18 protein-coding genes and 1 pseudogene are annotated in these 18946 nt (G+C 65.4%); 11 read left to right on the top strand and 8 right to left on the bottom strand.

Features of this window, described 5'->3' with window-relative positions; genetic code table 11:
• Nucleotides 1–1329 (bottom strand): homoserine dehydrogenase, encoded by a 1329-nt coding sequence (locus ACNQQL_RS09925; RefSeq protein WP_072437203.1) that lies wholly within the window; start codon nucleotides 1327–1329, stop codon nucleotides 1–3.
• Nucleotides 1330–1382: 53 nt separating this feature from the next.
• Nucleotides 1383–2621, bottom strand: coding sequence for a pyridoxal phosphate-dependent aminotransferase (locus ACNQQL_RS09920; protein WP_347064009.1), 1239 nt, complete (start codon nucleotides 2619–2621; stop codon nucleotides 1383–1385).
• A gap of 316 nt (nucleotides 2622–2937) precedes the next feature.
• Here ACNQQL_RS09920 and ACNQQL_RS09915 point away from each other — a divergent pair, with 316 nt between their 5' ends.
• From ACNQQL_RS09915 to ACNQQL_RS09875, 9 genes are all read left to right on the top strand, one after another.
• Nucleotides 2938–3312 carry an Mth938-like domain-containing protein gene (locus tag ACNQQL_RS09915; protein WP_034181247.1) on the top strand — a complete coding sequence of 125 codons (375 nt, stop codon included), beginning with the start codon at nucleotides 2938–2940 and terminating at the stop codon, nucleotides 3310–3312.
• A 123-nt stretch (nucleotides 3313–3435) separates the two neighbouring features.
• Nucleotides 3436–5112 (top strand): glycosyltransferase family 39 protein, encoded by a 1677-nt coding sequence (locus tag ACNQQL_RS09910; RefSeq protein ID WP_347064008.1) that lies wholly within the window; start codon nucleotides 3436–3438, stop codon nucleotides 5110–5112.
• Between the two features lie 13 nt (nucleotides 5113–5125).
• On the top strand, nucleotides 5126–5497 hold the full coding sequence (locus ACNQQL_RS09905) for an SMR family transporter (protein ID WP_034181245.1): 372 nt from the start codon (nucleotides 5126–5128) through the stop codon (nucleotides 5495–5497).
• Nucleotides 5498–5627: 130 nt separating this feature from the next.
• Nucleotides 5628–6779 carry a DegT/DnrJ/EryC1/StrS aminotransferase family protein gene (locus ACNQQL_RS09900; RefSeq protein ID WP_347064007.1) on the top strand — a complete coding sequence of 384 codons (1152 nt, stop codon included), beginning with the start codon at nucleotides 5628–5630 and terminating at the stop codon, nucleotides 6777–6779.
• A 6-nt stretch (nucleotides 6780–6785) separates the two neighbouring features.
• Nucleotides 6786–7808: a glycosyltransferase gene (locus tag ACNQQL_RS09895; protein ID WP_072437199.1), complete on the top strand. Its 1023-nt coding sequence runs from the start codon at nucleotides 6786–6788 to the stop codon at nucleotides 7806–7808.
• The gene (locus ACNQQL_RS09890) at nucleotides 7805–8752 is read left to right on the top strand and encodes a formyltransferase (RefSeq protein WP_347064006.1); all 948 of its coding nucleotides are present in this window, start codon (nucleotides 7805–7807) and stop codon (nucleotides 8750–8752) included. Before ACNQQL_RS09895 ends, ACNQQL_RS09890 begins: the two co-directional genes overlap by 4 nt.
• Nucleotides 8749–9804 (top strand): bifunctional UDP-4-keto-pentose/UDP-xylose synthase, encoded by a 1056-nt coding sequence (locus ACNQQL_RS09885; protein ID WP_051983717.1) that lies wholly within the window; start codon nucleotides 8749–8751, stop codon nucleotides 9802–9804. Before ACNQQL_RS09890 ends, ACNQQL_RS09885 begins: the two co-directional genes overlap by 4 nt.
• A gap of 13 nt (nucleotides 9805–9817) precedes the next feature.
• Nucleotides 9818–10714 (top strand): polysaccharide deacetylase family protein, encoded by an 897-nt coding sequence (locus ACNQQL_RS09880; RefSeq protein ID WP_347064005.1) that lies wholly within the window; start codon nucleotides 9818–9820, stop codon nucleotides 10712–10714.
• Between the two features lie 107 nt (nucleotides 10715–10821).
• On the top strand, nucleotides 10822–11283 hold the full coding sequence (locus ACNQQL_RS09875; RefSeq protein WP_006756046.1) for a peroxiredoxin: 462 nt from the start codon (nucleotides 10822–10824) through the stop codon (nucleotides 11281–11283).
• A 192-nt stretch (nucleotides 11284–11475) separates the two neighbouring features.
• Here the strand turns inward: ACNQQL_RS09875 and ACNQQL_RS09870 are convergent.
• A pseudogene (locus ACNQQL_RS09870) lies at nucleotides 11476–11720 on the bottom strand (hypothetical protein); the annotation flags it as partial.
• Here ACNQQL_RS09870 and ACNQQL_RS09865 point away from each other — a divergent pair.
• Together ACNQQL_RS09865 and ACNQQL_RS09860 are read left to right on the top strand one after the other, a co-directional pair.
• Nucleotides 11616–13418: a PhoH family protein gene (locus ACNQQL_RS09865; protein ID WP_204423549.1), complete on the top strand. Its 1803-nt coding sequence runs from the start codon at nucleotides 11616–11618 to the stop codon at nucleotides 13416–13418. The pseudogene ACNQQL_RS09870 and the gene ACNQQL_RS09865 overlap by 105 nt on opposite strands.
• A gap of 238 nt (nucleotides 13419–13656) precedes the next feature.
• Nucleotides 13657–14736 (top strand): C40 family peptidase, encoded by a 1080-nt coding sequence (locus ACNQQL_RS09860; RefSeq protein WP_347064004.1) that lies wholly within the window; start codon nucleotides 13657–13659, stop codon nucleotides 14734–14736.
• A gap of 143 nt (nucleotides 14737–14879) precedes the next feature.
• Here ACNQQL_RS09860 and ACNQQL_RS09855 read toward each other — a convergent pair whose 3' ends face one another.
• From ACNQQL_RS09855 to rpsR, 5 genes are all read right to left on the bottom strand, one after another.
• Entirely contained in the window at nucleotides 14880–15890 is a 1011-nt protein-coding gene (locus ACNQQL_RS09855; RefSeq protein ID WP_111016862.1) for an inorganic phosphate transporter, read from the bottom strand.
• A gap of 10 nt (nucleotides 15891–15900) precedes the next feature.
• Nucleotides 15901–16527: a DUF47 domain-containing protein gene (locus tag ACNQQL_RS09850; protein ID WP_034181237.1), complete on the bottom strand. Its 627-nt coding sequence runs from the start codon at nucleotides 16525–16527 to the stop codon at nucleotides 15901–15903.
• Between the two features lie 138 nt (nucleotides 16528–16665).
• Nucleotides 16666–18048: a replicative DNA helicase gene (locus ACNQQL_RS09845; protein ID WP_072437193.1), complete on the bottom strand. Its 1383-nt coding sequence runs from the start codon at nucleotides 18046–18048 to the stop codon at nucleotides 16666–16668.
• Nucleotides 18049–18187: 139 nt separating this feature from the next.
• Entirely contained in the window at nucleotides 18188–18640 is a 453-nt protein-coding gene (gene rplI / locus ACNQQL_RS09840) for a 50S ribosomal protein L9 (RefSeq protein WP_047900882.1), read from the bottom strand.
• A gap of 27 nt (nucleotides 18641–18667) precedes the next feature.
• Nucleotides 18668–18943 carry a 30S ribosomal protein S18 gene (gene rpsR, locus ACNQQL_RS09835; protein ID WP_034181234.1) on the bottom strand — a complete coding sequence of 92 codons (276 nt, stop codon included), beginning with the start codon at nucleotides 18941–18943 and terminating at the stop codon, nucleotides 18668–18670.
• Nucleotides 18944–18946 lie beyond the last annotated feature (3 nt).

Below are 18946 nucleotides of genomic sequence, written 5' to 3'. Positions count from 1 at the left end.
TCAGTTCAGCGCTTCCATGCGCAGCTTCGTCACCTTCGACACGACCGTCGCGAGGCTTTCGATTTGCGCGATCGCCGCGTTGACGTTCTTCTCGAGCGTCTCGTGCGTGATCAGGATGATGTCGGTTTCGCCGTTCGCGCCGTCGACCTGCTCCGATTCCTTCTGCAGCAGCGCGTCGATCGAAATGCCCGATTCGGCGAGGATCCGCGTGATGTTGGCGAGCACGCCGGTCTGGTCGGCCACCCGCAGGCGCAGGTAGTAGCCGCTCGTGACTTCCTCGATCGGCAAAATCGGCGTGTTCGACAGGCTGTCGGGCTGGAACGCGAGGTGCGGCACGCGATGCTCGGGGTCGGCCGTATGCAGGCGCGTGACGTCGACGAGATCCGCGACCACCGCCGACGCGGTCGGCTCCGCGCCCGCGCCCTTGCCGTAGTACAGCGTCGTGCCGACCGCGTCGCCGTGCACGACGACCGCGTTCATCGCGCCTTCGACGTTCGCGAGCAGGCGCTTTTCCGGGATCAGCGTCGGGTGCACGCGCAGCTCGATGCCGTTTTCGGCGCGGCGCGCGATGCCGAGCAGCTTGATCCGGTAGCCGAGTTCTTCCGCGTAGCGGATGTCGGTTGCGTCGAGCTTGCTGATGCCCTCGACGTACGCGCGATCGAACTGCACCGGCACGCCGAACGCGATCGCGCTCATGATCGTCGCCTTGTGCGCGGCGTCGATGCCTTCGATGTCGAAGGTCGGATCGGCTTCCGCGTAGCCGAGCTCCTGCGCGGCCTTCAGCGCGGTCGCGAAGTCGAGCCCGCGGTCGCGCATTTCCGACAGGATGTAGTTCGTCGTGCCGTTGATGATGCCCGCGATGTACTGGATGCGGTTCGCGGTCAGGCCTTCGCGCAGCGCCTTGATGATCGGGATGCCGCCGGCGACGGCCGCCTCGAACGCGACCATCACGCCCTTCGCGCGCGCGGCCTCGAAGATCTCGGTGCCGTGCACCGCGAGCAGCGCCTTGTTCGCCGTCACGACGTGCTTGCCGTTCGCGATCGCGCGCAGCACGAGTTCGCGCGCGATGCCCGTTCCGCCGATCATCTCGGCGATGATCGCGATCGACGGATCGTCGACGACCGAATTGAAATCGTCGGTGATCTGCGCGGCGCCGGCGTCGCCGCCGAGCACAGCCTGCGCCTTGGCCGGGTTGCGCACGGCAATGCGCGTCACCTCGATGCCGCGCCCCGCGCGTCGCTTGATTTCTTCCTGGTTGCGGCGCAGCACCGTGAAGGTGCCGCTGCCCACCGTGCCGAAGCCCAACAGGCCAACTTTGATCGGTTCCATGCTGCGTGTGATCGATGAGTAAGAAGTAATGGGTTCCGTGTGGTCCTGTCCGCTCAGGCCGAATGGCGCTTGCGGTAGCCGTCGAGGAAGCGTGCGATCCGGTTGATCGAATCGGTCAGGTCGTCGAGGTTCGGCAGGAAGACCACGCGGAAGTGGTCCGGCGTCGCCCAGTTGAAACCCGTGCCCTGCACGAGCAGCACGCGCTCTTCGAGCAGCAGGTCGAGTATGAACTGCTGGTCGTTCTGGATCGGATAGATTTTCGGATCGAGGCGCGGAAACATGTACAGCGCGGCCTGCGGCTTCACGCAGGTCACGCCCGGAATCGACGTGAGCATGTCGTACGCGAGCTCGCGCTGCTTGTACAGGCGCCCGCTCGGCATGATCAGCTCGTTGATGCTCTGGTAGCCGCCGAGCGCCGTCTGGATCGCGAACTGCCCCGGCACGTTCGCGCACAGGCGCATCGACGACAGGATGCCGAGCCCCTCGAGGTAATCCTTCGCGCGCCGGCGGTTGTCGCCGCCGAGGCCCGACACGGCCATCCAGCCCGCGCGGTAGCCGCACGAGCGATAGCTCTTCGACAGGCTGTTGAACGTGACGGTGATCACGTCCTCCGACAGCGAGCCCATCGCCGTGTGCTCGAGGCCGTCGTAGACGATCTTGTCGTAGACCTCGTCGGCAAACACGATCAGCCCGTGCTGGCGCGCGATCTCGAGCAGCTCCAGCAGCAATTCGTCGGAATAAAGCGCGCCCGTCGGGTTGTTCGGGTTGATCACGACGATCGCCTTCGTGTTCGGCGTGATCTTGCGGCGGATGTCGTCGAGATCGGGCATCCACGCGTTCTGCTCGTCGCACACGTAGTGCACGGGCGTGCCGCCCGACAGGCTCACCGCCGCCGTCCACAGCGGGTAGTCGGGCGCGGGCAGCAGCACTTCGTCGCCGTCGTTCAGCAGCGCCTGGGTCGCCATCACGATCAGCTCGGACGCGCCGTTGCCGATGTAGATGTCGTCGAGACCGACGCCCACGACGCCCTTTTCCTGCGTGTAGTGCATCACGGCCTTGCGGGCCGAGAACACGCCTTTCGAATCCGAATAGCCCGACGACGCCGGCAGGTTGCGGATCATGTCCTGGATGATCTCGTCCGGTGCGTCGAAGCCGAACGGCGCGAGGTTGCCGATGTTCAGCTTGATGATGCGGTGGCCTTCTTCCTCGAGGCGCTTGGCGTGCTCGAGCACCGGGCCACGGATGTCGTAGCAGACGTTGAGCAGCTTGTTCGACTTCTGAATCGGTTTCACGACGACACGGTTCCTGGGTTGGCCTTGCGGCCGGGGGGACGGGATCAAAACTGGAAAGCGGCCGGTCTGTGCGCGCTGTCTAGACTGGGAAAAAGCGGGCGATCGGGCGCGGCTTGTGGCAGCGCGCGATGCAAGTGGCGCCCGGGGGCGACCAAAAAGTTATAATTTAGCGGATTTTGGCCGACTTTCGCAATGCACCATAGCCGCGCCGGGCCCGCGCCGTCAGGCGTCCCGCGCGCACAGGCGCGCGAAACCGGCCGCCCCGGGCCCGTGTGGCCCTGCAACACATTCCCCTACGGAACCGCGGAATACCGATTTGAAACTGCACCAGGACGCGAGCGGCGCGCTCAACACCGTCACCGGCTACGGCCCCGATTATGTCGACGTCAATCTCGAACGCCATGAAACGAGCGTCATCGTGCTGCCCGGCGCGCCGGTCCAGGCATGGCCCGTGTCGTCGTTCGACGCGCTCGCGCCCGAGCATTTCGCGATGCTGCTCGACCCGACGCCCGAACTCGTGATCTTCGGCAGCGGCGCGCGGCTGCGCTTCCCGCACCCGCGACTGGTTGCCGCGCTCACGGCCAGGCGGATCGGCGTCGAGACGATGGATTTCCAGGCCGCGTGCCGCACCTACAACATCCTGATGGCCGAGGGCCGCAAGGTCGCCGCTGCGCTCTTAATTGAACGTTAATCCCCGATGCGGTAAAACTCGGGCCGGCGCAGCGGGTCGATCCCCGGATCGCCCCGGCCAGGCCGCCCGCCCCCGGCGCAATCCGCCGGCGGCCCGTCACAACAACCAACAGGCTGAAAACCCATGAACGATACGCCGTCGAGGCTACCGCTCAATCGCATCACGCTCGTCCTCCTGCTCGTCGCGCTCGCGATCGTCTGGTTCGCGCCGCTCGGGCTGCGCCACCTGATCCCGAGCGACGAAGGCCGCTACGCGGAGATGGCACGCGAGATGTTCGTCACCGGCGACTGGATCACGCCACGCTACAACGGCTACAAGTACTTCGAGAAGCCGCCGCTGCAGACCTGGCTGAACGCGCTGACGTTCGCGTGGTTCGGCATCGGCGAATGGCAGGCGCGCCTCTACACGGCCGTCGTGAGCTTCGCCGGCGTGCTGCTCGTCGGCTTCACCGGCGCGCGCCTGTTCAACCCGCTGTCGGGCTTCCTCGCGGCCGTCGTGCTCGCGAGCTCGCCGTACTGGAACCTGATGGGCCACTTCAACGCGCTCGACATGGGGCTCGCGTTCTGGATGGCGCTGTCGCTGTGCTCGCTGCTGCTCGCGCAGCGGCCCGGGCTGCGCCCGGCCGCGGTGCGCGGCTGGATGTGGGCGTGCTGGGCCGCAATGGCGTTCGCGGTGCTGTCGAAGGGCCTCGTCGGCCTGATCCTGCCCGGCGCCGTGCTCGTGCTCTACACGCTGATCGCGCGCGACTGGGCGCTGTGGAAGCGCCTGTATCTCGTCAGCGGCCTCGTGATCTTCTTCGCGATCGTCACGCCGTGGTTCGTGCTCGTCCAGCAGCGCAACCCCGAGTTCTTCAACTTCTTCTTCATCGTCCAGCAGTTCCGCCGCTACCTGACCCCGGAACAGAACCGCCCCGGGCCGCTGTACTACTTCGTGCCGGTGCTGCTGGTCGGCTTCCTGCCGTGGCTGTCGGTCGCGTGGCAAAGCATCCGCCATGCGCTGCGGATGCCGCGCCAGCCGAACGGCTTCTCGCCGATGCTCGTGCTGCTGATCTGGAGCGCGTTCATCTTCCTGTTCTTCAGCGCGTCGCATTCGAAGCTGATCTCGTACGTGCTGCCGATCGCGCCGGCGCTCGCGCTGATCGTCGGCGCGTACCTGCCGCTGGTGTCGGCCGACCGGTTCCGCCGCCACCTGCTCGGCTACCTCGTGTTCTTCGTCGCCGCGGCATTCGGGATCATCTTCCTCGCGTACCAGGGCGATGCCCGCACGCCGAACGCGCTGTACCGCGCGTTCCAGATGTGGCTGTACGCGGGCCTCGCGATCGCGGCCGCGCTGACGCTCGCGGCCGCGTGGCTGAACCGCCGCGCGGGCGTGGCCGCCGCGATCGCCGCGTTCGGCGCCGCCTGGCTCGCGTTCGGCACGATCGGCGGCACCGGGCACGACGAGTTCGGCCGCTACAGCTCGGGCGCGCAACTCGCGCCCGCCGTACGCGCCGAACTGGCGAAGCTGCCGCCCGACACGCCGTTCTACTCGATCGAGATGCTCGATCACACGTTCCCGTTCTATATGGGCCACACGACGATCATGGTCCAGCGCCAGGACGAGCTCGCGTTCGGGATCTCGGTGGAGCCGAACAAATGGATTCCGACCGTCGACGAATGGATCACGCGCTGGAAACAGGAAACCCATGCGCTCGCGATCATGCCGCCCGGCCAGTACGACGCGCTGGTCAAGCAAGGCGTGCCGATGCGCGTGATCGCGCGCGACAACCGCCGCGTGATCGTCGAGAAACCGCAATCGTAAGGACCCCCGCCGCATGAATCCCGTTTCGTTCGTCTGCATCATCACCGGCGTGATGCTCAACGCCTGTGCGCAACTTCTGCTGAAAGCCGGCGTCAACGCCGTTGGACACTTCGAATTCAGCCGTGCGAACATCATCCCGGTCGGCCTGAAGATCGCGACCCAGTTGCCGATCATCGGCGGCCTGAGCTGCTACGTGCTGAGCGTCGTCGTCTGGATCCTCGGGCTGTCGCGGGTCGACGTGTCGATCGCGTACCCGATGCTGTCGCTCGGCTACGTCGTCAACGCATTCGCGGCCTGGTACCTGTTCGGCGAGGTGCTGTCGGTCCAGCGGCTCGTCGGCATCGGCATCATTTTGATCGGGGTACTCGTGCTTGCACGAAGCTGAGCATGCCTCGCGGCGTTAAGCGTCCGCCTACAAAAAATCACGGTACGAATCCGCCAACCGGTGTTTAATGCCGGTTTCGGACGGGATTGCCCGACCCTTTTATTACACGCCATTACAGGCCAAAGCGTTCATGAGCCAGACTACCGCTCCGTTTCTGCCGTTCACCCGCCCCGAGATCGACGAGGAAACCATCCAGGGCGTCGTCGAAGTGCTGCGCTCGGGCTGGATCACCACCGGCCCGCAGTGCCAGAAATTCGAAGCGGCGCTGTCCGAATACTGCGGCGGCCGTCCGGTCCGCGCGTTCAACTCGGGCACCTGCACGCTCGAGATCGGCCTGCGCATCGCGGGCGTCGGCGCCGGCGACGAGGTGATCACGACGCCGGCGTCGTGGGTCTCGACCAGCAACGTGATCCTCGAAACGGGCGCGACGCCCGTGTTCGCCGACATCGATCCCGTCACGCGCAACATCGACCTCGACAAGCTCGAGCAGGCGATCACGCCGCGCACGAAGGCGATCATCCCCGTCTACCTGGCCGGCCTGCCGGTCGACATGGACCGCCTGTACGCGATCGCGCGCGCGCACAACCTGCGCGTGATCGAAGATGCGGCGCAGGCGCTCGGCTCGACGTGGAACGGCAAGCGCATCGGCGCGTTCGGCGACATCGTGTCGTTCAGCTTCCACGCGAACAAGAACCTGACGACGATCGAAGGCGGCGCGCTCGTGTTGAACAACGAGGACGAAGCGACGCTCGCGCAGAAGTACCGGCTGCAGGGCATCACGCGCACGGGCTTCGACGGGATGGACTGCGACGTGCTCGGCGGCAAGTACAACCTGACCGACGTCGCCGCGCGCGTCGGCCTCGGCCAGTTGCCGCACCTCGAGCGCTTCACCGCGCAGCGCCGCGCGCTCGCCCGGGCTTATTTCGCCGCGTTCGACGGCGGCCCGGCCGTGAAGCTCGGCGTCGGCCTGCCGGTCGCCGAATTCGAGAACGGCAACTGGCACATGTTCCAGATCACGCTGCCGCTCGAGCGGCTGTCGATCCCGCGCGCCGAGTTCATGGCGCAGATGAAGGAACGCGGCATCGGCACGGGCATCCACTACCCGGCGATCCATCTTTTCACGCTGTACCGTGCGCGCGGCTTCAAGGAGGGCATGTTCCCCCACGCCGAACGGTATGGCGCGTCGACCGTCACGCTGCCGCTGTTCACGCAGATGACGGAGGGCGACGTGCGTCGCGTGGTCGACGCCATCAACCAGATTTGCGAACAATACGGAAAATAAGCGTACATGAGTCACCTAGAAGCACGCGCCGGGCATCCGGGCGCCGGGCAACCGGAAGTATCGGTCATCATCCCCGTGTACAACGAGGAAGACGGCCTCGCCGCGCTGTTCGCGCGGCTGTATCCGGCGCTCGACGCACTCGACACGTCATACGAAGTGATCCTGATCAACGACGGCAGCCGCGACCGCTCGGCCGCGATGCTCGCCGACCAGTTCCACGTGCGCCCCGACACGACTCGCGTCGTGCTGCTCAACGGCAACTACGGCCAGCACATGGCGATCCTCGCGGGCTTCGCGCAGTCGCGCGGCGAGATCGTCATCACGCTCGACGCCGACCTGCAGAACCCGCCCGAGGAAATCGGCAAGCTGATCGCGAAGATGCGCGAGGGCTACGACTACGTCGGCTCGATCCGCAAGCAGCGCCAGGACAGCCTGTGGCGGCGCAAGGCGTCGCAGATGATGAACCGGCTGCGCGAGCGCATCACGCGCATCAAGATGACCGACCAGGGCTGCATGCTGCGCGCGTACAGCCGCCGCATCATCGACACGATCAACGTGTGCGGCGAAGTCAACACGTTCATCCCCGCGCTGGCCTATACGTTCGCGCAGAAGCCGACCGAAATCGAGGTCGCGCACGAGGAGCGCTTCGCGGGCGAGTCGAAGTACTCGCTGTACAGCCTGATCCGGCTGAACTTCGACCTCGTGACGGGCTTCTCGGTCGTGCCGCTGCAGTGGCTGTCGTTCATCGGCGTGATCCTGTCGCTCGGCTCCGCCGCGCTGTTCGTGCTGCTGCTCGTGCGGCGCTTCATCGTCGGCGCGGAAGTGCAAGGCGTGTTCACGCTGTTCGCGATCACGTTCTTCCTGCTCGGCGTGATCATCTTCGCGCTCGGCCTGCTCGGCGAATACGTCGGCCGCATCTACCAGCAGGTGCGCGCACGGCCGCGCTACCTGATCCAGGCCGTGCTCGAGCAGCACGACGGCATGCCGGCGGTGCCGGCCGGCGAGAACCGCGCGGGAGCCGCGCAATGAAGCCGCGCGCGATCGTCTTCGCGTATCACAACGTCGGCGTGCGGTGCCTGCAGGTGCTGCTCGCGCGCGGCGTCGACGTCGCGCTCGTCGTCACGCACGAGGACAACCCGAACGAGAACATCTGGTTCGGCAGCGTCGCGGCCGTCGCGGCCGAGCACGGCATTCCGGTCGTCACGCCGGCCGATCCCTCCGATCCGGCGCTGCGCCGCGCGGTATCGGACGCGCAGCCGGATTTCATCTTCTCGTTCTACTACCGGCACATGCTGCCGGTGGACCTGCTCGCGATCGCGCCGCGCGGCGCGTACAACATGCACGGTTCGCTGCTGCCGAAATACCGGGGTCGGGTACCGACCAACTGGGCCGTGCTGAACGGCGAGACCGAAACCGGCGCGACGCTGCACGAAATGGCCGCGAAGCCCGACGCGGGCGCGATCATCGGCCAGACCGCGGTGCCGATCCTGCCGGACGACACGGCCACGCAGGTGTTCGACAAGGTCACGGTGGCCGCCGAGCAGACGCTCTGGCGCGTGCTGCCCGCGCTGCTCGCGGGCGAGGCGGCGCACCTGCCGAACGATCTCGCGACCGGCAGCTACTTCGGCGGGCGCAAGCCCGAAGACGGCCGCGTCGACTGGTCGAAGCCGGCCGCGCAGGTCTACAACCTGGTGCGTGCGGTCGCGCCGCCGTATCCGGGCGCGTTCACGGACGTCGGCGGCACGCGTTTCGTGATCGCGCGCGCGCGCCTCGCGGCGCCCGGCAGCCCGGCAGCGGCCGCCGCGGCAGATTTGCCGCCCGGCCTGCACGTAAGCGATAATGCGCTATTCGGCGTCTGCGGCGACAGCCGCGCCCTATCCATTCTCGAGCTGTGGCAGCAGCGCGACGGCAGCGAAACCGTCGTGACGCCCGCGGAATTCGCGCAGTTCATTCATTCTTCCCGTCATTCATGAAAGCAAAAAAAGTCCTGATCCTGGGTGTGAACGGCTTCATCGGCCATCACCTGTCGAAGCGCATTCTTGAAACCACCGATTGGGAAGTGTTCGGCATGGACATGCAGACCGATCGGCTTGGCGACCTCGTCAACCACGAGCGGATGCATTTCTTCGAAGGCGACATCACGATCAACAAGGAGTGGGTCGAGTATCACGTGAAGAAGTGCGACGTGATCCTGCCGCTCGTCGCGATCGCGACGCCCGCCACCTACGTCCAGCAGCCGCTGCGCGTGTTCGAGCTCGACTTCGAGGCGAACCTGCCGATCGTGCGTTCGGCCGTCAAGTACGGCAAGCACCTCGTGTTCCCGTCGACCTCCGAGGTCTACGGCATGTGCTCGGACGAGCAGTTCGACCCGGACGCATCGGCCCTCACCTACGGCCCGATCAACAAGCCGCGCTGGATCTACGCGTGCTCGAAGCAGCTGATGGACCGCGTGATCTGGGGTTACGGGATGGAAGGCCTGAACTTCACGCTGTTCCGCCCGTTCAACTGGATCGGCCCGGGCCTCGACTCGATCTACACGCCGAAGGAAGGCAGTTCGCGCGTCGTCACGCAGTTCCTCGGCCACATCGTGCGCGGCGAGAACATCAGCCTCGTCGACGGCGGCTCGCAGAAGCGCGCGTTCACCGACATCGGCGACGGCATCAGCGCGCTGATGAAGATCATCGAGAACAAGAACGGCGTCGCATCGGGCAAGATCTACAACATCGGGAATCCGAAGAACAACTTCTCGGTTCGCGAGCTCGCGCACAAGATGCTCGAACTGGCGGCGGAATTCCCCGAGTACGCCGATTCGGCCAAGCAGGTGAAGCTCGTCGAGACGACGTCCGGCGCCTACTACGGCAACGGCTACCAGGACGTGCAGAACCGCGTGCCGAAGATCGACAACACGATGCAGGAACTCGGCTGGGCGCCGCAGGCGACGTTCGACGACGCGCTGCGCAACATCTTCGAAGCGTATCGCGGCCACGTCGCCGACGCGCGCGCGCTCGTCGAACAGCAAGGCTGACCGGGACGCTCGCTTGGCTCGCATCGTCCTCAAGATCGACGTCGACACGCTGCGCGGCACGCGCGAAGGCGTGCCGAACCTCGCGCGCATCTTCGACCGCTTCAGTGCGCGCGCGACTTTCCTCTTCAGCCTCGGGCCCGATCACACGGGCTGGGCGCTGCGGCGCGTGTTCCGCCCCGGCTTCCTGAAGAAGGTGTCGCGCACGTCGGTGGTCGAACACTACGGCGTGAAGCAACTGATGTACGGCGTGCTGCTGCCGGGCCCCGACATCGGCCGCCGTGCGATCTCCGACATGCGCGCGATTCACGAGGCCGGCTTCGAATGCGGGATCCACACGTGGGATCACGTGTACTGGCAGGACAACGTCCGCGCGCGCGATCGCGACTGGACCGCGCGTGAAATGCAGAAGAGCCATGCGCGCTTCATCGAGATCTTCGGCGCGCCGCCCGTCACGCACGGCGCGGCCGGCTGGCAGATGAACGACTCCGCGTTCGAGCAGATCGACGCATGGGGAATGCGCTACGCATCCGACGGCCGCGGCCATTCGCCGTACCTGCCCGTCATCGGCGGCCGCACGCTGTCGCACGTGCAAATGCCGACGACGCTGCCCACGCTCGACGAAGTGCTCGGCATCGACGGCGTCGACACGCACAACGTCGCCGCGCACATCCTCAGGTTCACCGAAACCAATCCGCACGACCAGGTGTTCACGCTGCACGCGGAACTGGAAGGCCAGAAGCTCGCGCCCGTGTTCGAGCAACTGCTCGCCGGCTGGCGCGCGCAAGGCCACACGTTTGCGACGATGGGCGACTACCACGCGACGCTGGACCGCGACTCGCTGCCATCGTACCCTGTCACGTGGGGCGAAATCCCCGGCCGCTCCGGCGAACTGATCGTCCAGCCCGACTAAGTTCGCGCGCGAGCCGGCGCCGCCCGCAGCGCCCTTGCGGCGCGCTGCCGCGACGCCCCGCCGAACCGCGCCGCAGCGGCGCCTTTCCATAACAACAGGAGAAACACGTGTCTGTCGAAGTTGACCGTCAAGTTCCCGATTTCACCGCACCGGCCACGGGCGGCGACATTTCGCTGTCCGACCTGAAGGGCAAGAAGCTCGTGCTGTACTTCTATCCGAAGGACAACACGCCGGGCTGCACGACCGAAGGGCTGCAGTTCCGCGATCTCTATCCGAAGTTCAAGAAAGCCGGTGCGGAAGTCATCGGCGTGTCGCGCGACAGTCTGCGCTCGCATGACAATTTCAAGGCAAAGCTCGAACTGCCGTTCCCGCTGATCTCGGATGCCGACGAAGCGCTGTGCGCGCTGTTCGATGTCATCAAGATGAAGAAAATGTATGGCAAGGAAGTGCGCGGAATCGAGCGCTCGACGTTCCTGATCGACGCCGACGGCGTACTCCGTCAGGCATGGCGCGGCATCAAGGTGCCGGGTCATGTGGACGACGTGCTAAGTGCTGTACAAGCGCTTTGAGGCGCGTTATATTGGGCCGCAATGAATGCCAGTTCGCCCCATATTTCTCGTAGCTGCGCCGGTGCTCGATGCGATGCTTCCCGGCACCTGACGCGCATCACGACGGTATCAGCCGAGCCGCATGCCCCTGTCGACGGGGCAGCGGCTTTTTTTATGGATTGCGCGCCGGCCCTCGGTCCGGCCCTCACCCCGTCAAGGAGCTGATCGACACTTAGGCGAACCGGCTAGACGAAATTCCTGTGCGCCACCGCGCGCAAACTGCATGCGTCTACGTCACGCAGGATGCGATCAGCGGCGCACGCCTTGCGACACGATTCCTCCCGAGGGACACCATGCCTTTGCCTACCCCCCCCAGCAAGCTCGGCAGCCTTCTGCCGCCCGACGAATACAAGGCGAAAGCGCGGCCCGCGAAAGCCGCGAAGAAATCCGCCGAAGGGGACGCATCCACAGCCGGTGACTATGGTCCGGCCAGCGTGGCCCAACCGATGATCGAAGCCGCGAACACGGCCGCGCCGCTGCGCGCCGTCGCGTCTTCGGCGCAAGATGCCGCGAGCGCACCCGCACGCGGCCGCAAGACCAGACAGACGGCCGCACTGTTGCAGCCGATGCCGGCGCCCGCCGCACCCGCGGCGCCGGTCGTCGCGCGCAACGACAAGCCGGCCGCCGACAAACCGGCCGCGGCTCCCGCGCGCGATGCCGGTACGGCGACGAAATCGCGCGGCCGCAAGCCCGCCGACGCCGAACTGCAGAAACTGTTCGTGCTCGACACCAACGTGCTGATGCACGACCCGAGCAGCCTCTTCCGCTTCGAGGAACACGACGTCTATCTGCCGATGATGACGCTCGAGGAACTCGACAACCACAAGAAGGGGATGTCCGAAGTCGCGCGCAACGCACGCCAGGTCAGCCGCACGCTCGACGCGCTCGTCGCCGATGCGGGCGCGATCACGGCCGGCATCCCGCTGTCGCGCCTCGGCAGCCGCGAGGCGCTCGGCCGCCTGTACTTCCAGACGAAGCTCGCCGACATCGCGCCCGTCGAAGGCTTGCCCACAGGCAAGGCCGACAACCAGATCCTCGGCGTCGTGCGCGCGCTGCAGCGCGACCGGCCCGACCGCCAGGTCGTGCTGGTGTCGAAAGACATCAACATGCGGATCAAGGCACACGCGCTCGGCCTGCCCGCGGAAGACTACTTCAACGACCAGGTGCTGGAGGACTCGGATCTCCTCTACAACGGCGTGCGCGAACTGCCGCAGGACTTCTGGACCAAGCACGCGAAGGGCATGGAGAGCTGGCAGGACACGAAGACGGGCACCACGTACTACCGCGTGACGGGCCCGCTCGTCGCGTCGATGCTCGTCAACGAGTTCGTCTATCTCGAGCCGCAGAACGGCGAACCGACGTTCCACGCGATCGTCCGCGAGCTGAACGGCAAGACTGCGCTGCTGCAGACGCTGCGCGACTACAGCCACCACAAGAACAACGTGTGGGGCATCACCGCGCGCAATCGCGAGCAGAACTTCGCGCTGAACCTGCTGATGAACCCCGAGATCGACTTCGTCACGCTGCTCGGCCAGGCCGGCACCGGCAAGACGCTCGTCGCGCTCGCGGCCGGCCTCGCGCAGGTGCTCGACGACAAGCGCTACAACGAGATCATCGTGACGCGCGCGACCGTACCCGTCGGCGAGGACATCGGTTTCCTGCCCGGTACCGAGGAAGAGAAGATGCAGCCGTGGATGGGCGCATTCGACGACAACCTCGAAGTGCTCCAGAAGACCGACGATGCCGCCGGCGAATGGGGCCGTGCCGCGACTCAGGAACTGATCCGTTCGCGCCTGAAGGTGAAGAGCATGAACTTCATGCGCGGCCGCACGTTCGTCGACAAGTACCTGATCATCGACGAAGCGCAGAACCTGACGCCGAAACAGATGAAGACGCTCGTCACGCGCGCGGGCCCCGGCACGAAGATCGTGTGCCTCGGCAACATCGCGCAGATCGACACGCCTTACCTGACCGAAGGCAGTTCGGGCCTGACCTACGTCGTCGACCGCTTCAAGGGCTGGGGCCACAGCGGCCACGTGACGCTCGCGCGCGGCGAACGCTCGCGGCTCGCCGACTACGCGTCGGACATCCTGTAACACGGCGGGCCGGCCTCTCCGGCCGGCTTTCGACGCATCGCGGCGCTCCGTTTCCGGAGCGCCGTTTTTTATTTGGGGTCGAAAACGCTGTAACGTGTCGTCACGCAATAACCCCATTTACGCGCGAAACTTCAAGTAAATTCTCAAGAATGGTTGCTTAAGCCCCGCCGGAGCGTCTACCATCGGGTCTGTCTGTTGTCATACGATTCGCGAGTGCGCCGCGCTCGCCCGCCTTGCCATGCTTCGAATCTGGGTTCCCCTCGCCGTCGTTTCGCTGCTTGCGGCCTGCTCCAGCGTGCCGCCGCAGTCGGCATCGCGCGAGCCGGGAATGAAGATCACGACGCCGCGAGCATTCCCGGCTCCCGCCAATTTCCCGAAATTCGTCGATCACAGCGTCGGCCAGGAAGAAATCTCGATCCAGGCGATGAGCCTGGTCGGCGTCCCGTATCGCTGGGGCGGCAATACGCCGACGAGCGGCTTCGACTGCAGCGGGCTCGTGCGCTACGTGATCGGCCGCGCGGCCGACGTGAACCTGCCGCGCACGACCGCCGACATGAGCGGCCGCGGCGTGTCGATCGAGCCCGACCAGGTCGCGCCGGGCGACCTGATTTTCTTCAATACGACCGGGCGGCCGCATTCGCACGTCGGCATCTATGTCGGCAAGCTGCGCTTCGTCAACGCGCCGTCGACGGGCGGCACCGTGCGGCTCGACTACCTGACGAACCCGTACTGGGCCAAGCGTTTCGACGGCATTCGCCGCGTCGCGCCACCGCGCGCGACGCCCACGCCGTTCGATGCGCCGACCTACGAAGCGAAGCGCGACGAGCCGCGCAACCCGCCGGCGGTTGCGCCCGCCCCCGTCATGACTGCCGCCGCGGCGCGGCAGCCTGCCTATGCGTCGTCGCAAGCCGGAGCTACGCAGTCGCCCGCTCCGGTCATGCCCGCCGTGACGACCGCGGCAGTGGCGCCTGCGGCCGCACCCGCCGATCCGTACGAACCGCCGCCGACGCGCGTGCAGGCAGCCCGGCAGCAGGCAACATCGGCGATTGGCGATGGCGGCCTGACCGCAATGACGGCGAACGCAGCGCCGGCCGGCCCGGTAGAAGCCGGCACGCAGATTCCGACGACGGCACTGACGGCCGCCCAGGCTGCCGCATTCGATGCGGAGCCGCCACCGGCAGCAGCCGCGACGTCGCCGCGCGGCACCGAGCCCGCGGCCGTGCAGGTGCTGCGTGCGTCGACGCAATCCGCGCCCGTTAGCCCGCGCACCGGCACCGCAGACGATCCGATTGCCCGGTTCGCGAACGGAAGCTACTAGCCCGTTGCTCAAACGCCGACGGTAACCTCGGCGGCATCCGCCGCAGCCCCGCCGTTCGTCGCAAACTTCCTCGCCCCCAAAGAAAATGCGCCGCAGCCTTTCGGCTTGCGGCGCATTTCATGTCGAACCGGCAGCGTTGCCGATCAGAAGATCCGGTGTCCGAGCCACCATCCGCCGGCCGCGATCAGCGCGGACGCCGGAATCGTCAGCACCCACGCCCACACGATGTTGCCGGCAACGCCCCAGCGCACGGCCGACAGCTTCTGCGTCGCGCCGACGCCGACGATCGCGCCGGTGATCGTATGCGTGGTCGATACGGGGATGCCGAGGAACGACGCGATGAACAGCGTGATCGCGCCGCCGCTTTCGGCACAGAAACCACCGACCGGCTTGAGCTTCGTGATCTTCTGGCCCATCGTGCGCACGATGCGCCAGCCGCCGAACAGCGTGCCGAGGCCCATCGACAGGTAGCACGCGCCGATCACCCACGCGGGCGGCGCCGCGGACGTCGCCGACGCATAGCCCGACGCGATCAGCAGCATCCAGATGATGCCGATCGTCTTTTGCGCGTCGTTGCCGCCGTGGCCGAGGCTGTACAGGCCGGCCGACAGCAGCTGGAGCCTGCGGAACCGCCGGTCGACCTTGCTGGGTGCGGTACGGAAATACAGCCACGACACGCCGAGCATGAACAGCGAACCGAGGATGAAGCCGAGCAGCGGCGAAATGAAGATGAACGCGACGGTCTTCATCAGCCCGTCGATGTTCAGCGAGCTCCAGCCCGACTTCGCGAGTGCCGAGCCGACGAGGCCGCCGATCAGCGCGTGCGACGAGCTCGACGGAATCCCGTAGTACCAGGTGATCACGTTCCAGCCGATCGCGCCGACCAGCGCGCCGAACACGACGTAGTGGTCGACGATCTCGGGATCGATCGTGCCTTTACCGACGGTCTGCGCGACTTTCAGGTGGAAGATGAAATACGCGATGACGTTGAACGCCGCCGCGAACACCACGGCCTGCTGGGGTTTCAGCACCCCGGTGGACACGACGGTGGCGATCGAGTTCGCCGCGTCGTGGAAGCCGTTCATGAAGTCGAATACGAGCGCGACGAGCACCAGCGTCGCGACCATCCATAGGGCGAGTTGTATCGAATGCATCGTGGTCCGCTCAGGCGTTTTCCAGCACGATGCCTTCGATGATGTTCGCGACGTCCTCGCACTTGTCGGTGATCTCTTCGAGCAGCTCGTAGATCGCCTTCAGCTTGATGAGCGTCTTCACGTCGTCTTCTTCGCGGAACAGCTTCGACATCGCGGCGCGCAGCACGCGATCGGCCTCCGACTCCCAGCGGTCGATCTCCTCGCACTGCTTGAGGATCTGCGCCGACTGCTTCATGTCGGACAGCATACCGACCGCCTGCTGCACGTGCTGGGCCGACTGCGTGACGATGTGCGCGAGCTGGCTCGCCTCGGACGTGACGGCCTGCACGTCGTACAGCGACACGGCCGTCGCGACGTCTTCCATCAGGTCGAGGATGTCGTCCATCGTCGTGATCAGCTTGTGGATCTCGTCGCGATCGAGCGGCGTGATGAAAGTCTTGTGCAGCAGATCGATCGCTTCGTGCGTGAGCTTGTCGGCGGCCTTCTCGGCCGTCTGCACGTTTTGCTTGTGAATCTCGGCGTCGGCGAGATTGTCGATCAGCAGTTCGAGTTCGCGTCCGCCGGCAACGATGTGCTTCGCGTGCGCGTTGAAGAGTTCAAAGAACTTGCCCTCGGTGGGCATGAATCGACCGAACATGGGATTCCTGAGAGATTGTCAAACTACTGTCACGAAAACGGGCGACATTGTACCGTTTTCGGTCGCGCCGCGACGCGCGCATATGCACACGCCGGGATTGGATACAACGCTTGGCGAAATAAGAGTTTACATCCGGCGCTACTCGCCGTAGAAGTTCTGCGCCCCGGCAAAGTTGTCGAACTTCGTGTATTGACCCAGGAACGTGAGCCGAACGGGGCCGATCGGGCCATTACGCTGCTTGCCGATGATGATTTCGGCCGTGCCCTTGTCCGGGCTGTCCGGGTTGTAAACTTCGTCGCGATAAATGAACAGGATCACGTCCGCGTCCTGTTCGATTGCTCCCGATTCGCGCAAATCGGACATCACCGGACGCTTGTTCGGACGCTGTTCGAGGCCGCGGTTCAGCTGCGACAGCGCGATCACCGGCACGTCGAGTTCCTTCGCCAGGCTCTTCAGCGATCGCGAGATTTCCGAGATTTCGGTCGCGCGGTTCTCGCCCTGCGACGAACCCGACATCAGCTGCAGGTAGTCGACGATGATCAGGCCGAGCTTGCCGCATTGCCGCGAGAGACGCCGCGCGCGCGAGCGCAATTCCATCGGGTTCAGGCCGCCCGTCTCGTCGATGAAGATTTGCGCCTCGCTCATCTTCTGCACCGCGTGCGTCAGTTTCGGCCAATCCTCGTCCGTCAGGCGGCCCGTACGCATCCGGTGCTGGTCAAGCCGGCCGATCGAGCCGAGCATACGCATCACGAGCTGGGTGCCCGGCATTTCCATCGAGAACACCGCGACCGGCAGCCCGTACTCGACCGCGACGTACTCGCCGATGTTCATCGAAAATGCGGTTTTACCCATCGACGGGCGCCCCGCCACGATGATCAGTTCGCCGCCGTGCATCCCGGACGTCATCCGGTCAAGGTCGACGAAGCCCGTCGGCGTACCGGTGACGTCGCTCGGGTTTGCGGTGTGGTACAGCGTGTCGATGCGCTCGACGACCTGCGTGAGCAGCGGGCCGATCTCGAGGAAGCCCTGGTTGCCGCGCGCGCCCTCTTCGGCGATCGAGAATACCTTCGACTCGGCTTCGTCGAGCAGCTGGCGGACTTCCTTGCCCTGCGGATTGAACGCGTCGGCCGAGATTTCGTCGGCGACCGACACGAGCCGGCGCAGCACCGCACGGTCGCGCACGATTTCCGCATAACGACGGATGTTCGCCGCGCTCGGCGTGTTCTGCGCGAGTGCGTTCAGGTACGCGAGCCCGCCGACGTCGTCGGCCTTGCCGGACGTGGTCATCGCTTCGTACACGGTGACGACGTCGGCCGGGCGCGTCGACGCGATCAGCCGGCCGATGTGCTCGTAGATGATCCGGTGGTCGTAGCGATAGAAATCGCCCTGCGACAGGAAGTCGGCAATCCGGTCCCATGCCGCGTTGTCGAGCAACAGGCCGCCGAGCACCGACTGTTCGGCTTCGACCGAATGCGGCGGGACTTTCAGCGATTCGATTTGAGGATCTTGCGGCGCGTTCATGGGTTGGGATTATCGCGAATTACACCGGACGACGCCATACCGGCCGCCAGTGATGCGGCAATAAAAAAGGCAGGCCCCGGTTGCCCGGGCGCCTGCCCTTGTCCGGACAGCGGAGGCCGCCCGGAAAGCTTGCGTACGCTTACGCGTGGTCGCCGATCACGTTGACCGTGACGTCGACGACGACGTCCGTGTGCAGCGCGACCTGGACGTTGTGCTCGCCGATCATCTTCAGCGGGCCTTCCGGCATGCGAACTTGCAGCTTCTCGACTTCGAAACCTGCCTTCTTCAGCAGTTCCGCGACGTCGCCGTTCGTGACCGAGCCGAACAGACGGCCGTCAACGCCCGACTTCTGCGTGATTTCGAACGACTGGCCGTTCAGCTTCTCGCCGACTGCCTGCGAGGCTGCCAGCTTTTCAGCGGCGATCTTTTCGAGTTCAGCGCGGCGCACTTCGAATTCGGCGATCGCTTCCTTCGTTGCACGGCGAGCCTTGCGGTTCGGGATCAGGAAGTTGCGAGCGTAACCGTCCTTGACCTTGACGATGTCGCCGAGGTTACCCAGATTGGCGACTTTTTCCAACAGAATGATTTGCATTCGAATTCTCCTTATGGCGTCGCCGAGTTACGCCTTGTGCTGATCGGTGTACGGCAGCAGCGCGAGGAAACGCGCACGCTTGATTGCCGTGTCGAGCTGACGCTGATAGTGCGACTTCGTACCCGTCAGGCGAGCCGGCGTGATCTTGCCGTTTTCGCCGATGAAGTCCTTCAGCGTTTCCGTGTCCTTGTAGTCGATCTGATCGACGCCGGCGGCCGTGAAACGGCAGAACTTCTTGCGCTTGAAGAGCGGGTTTTGTTGCTGACGACGCTTGTCGAATTTTTTACCAGTCGGGCGGGCCATGAT

This window comes from Burkholderia sp. LFS061, from assembly GCF_047978125.1.
In the GTDB taxonomy this organism is placed as follows: Bacteria; Pseudomonadota; Gammaproteobacteria; order Burkholderiales; family Burkholderiaceae; genus Burkholderia; species Burkholderia pyrrocinia_C.
This window is presented reverse-complemented; position numbering and strand designations above follow the sequence as displayed.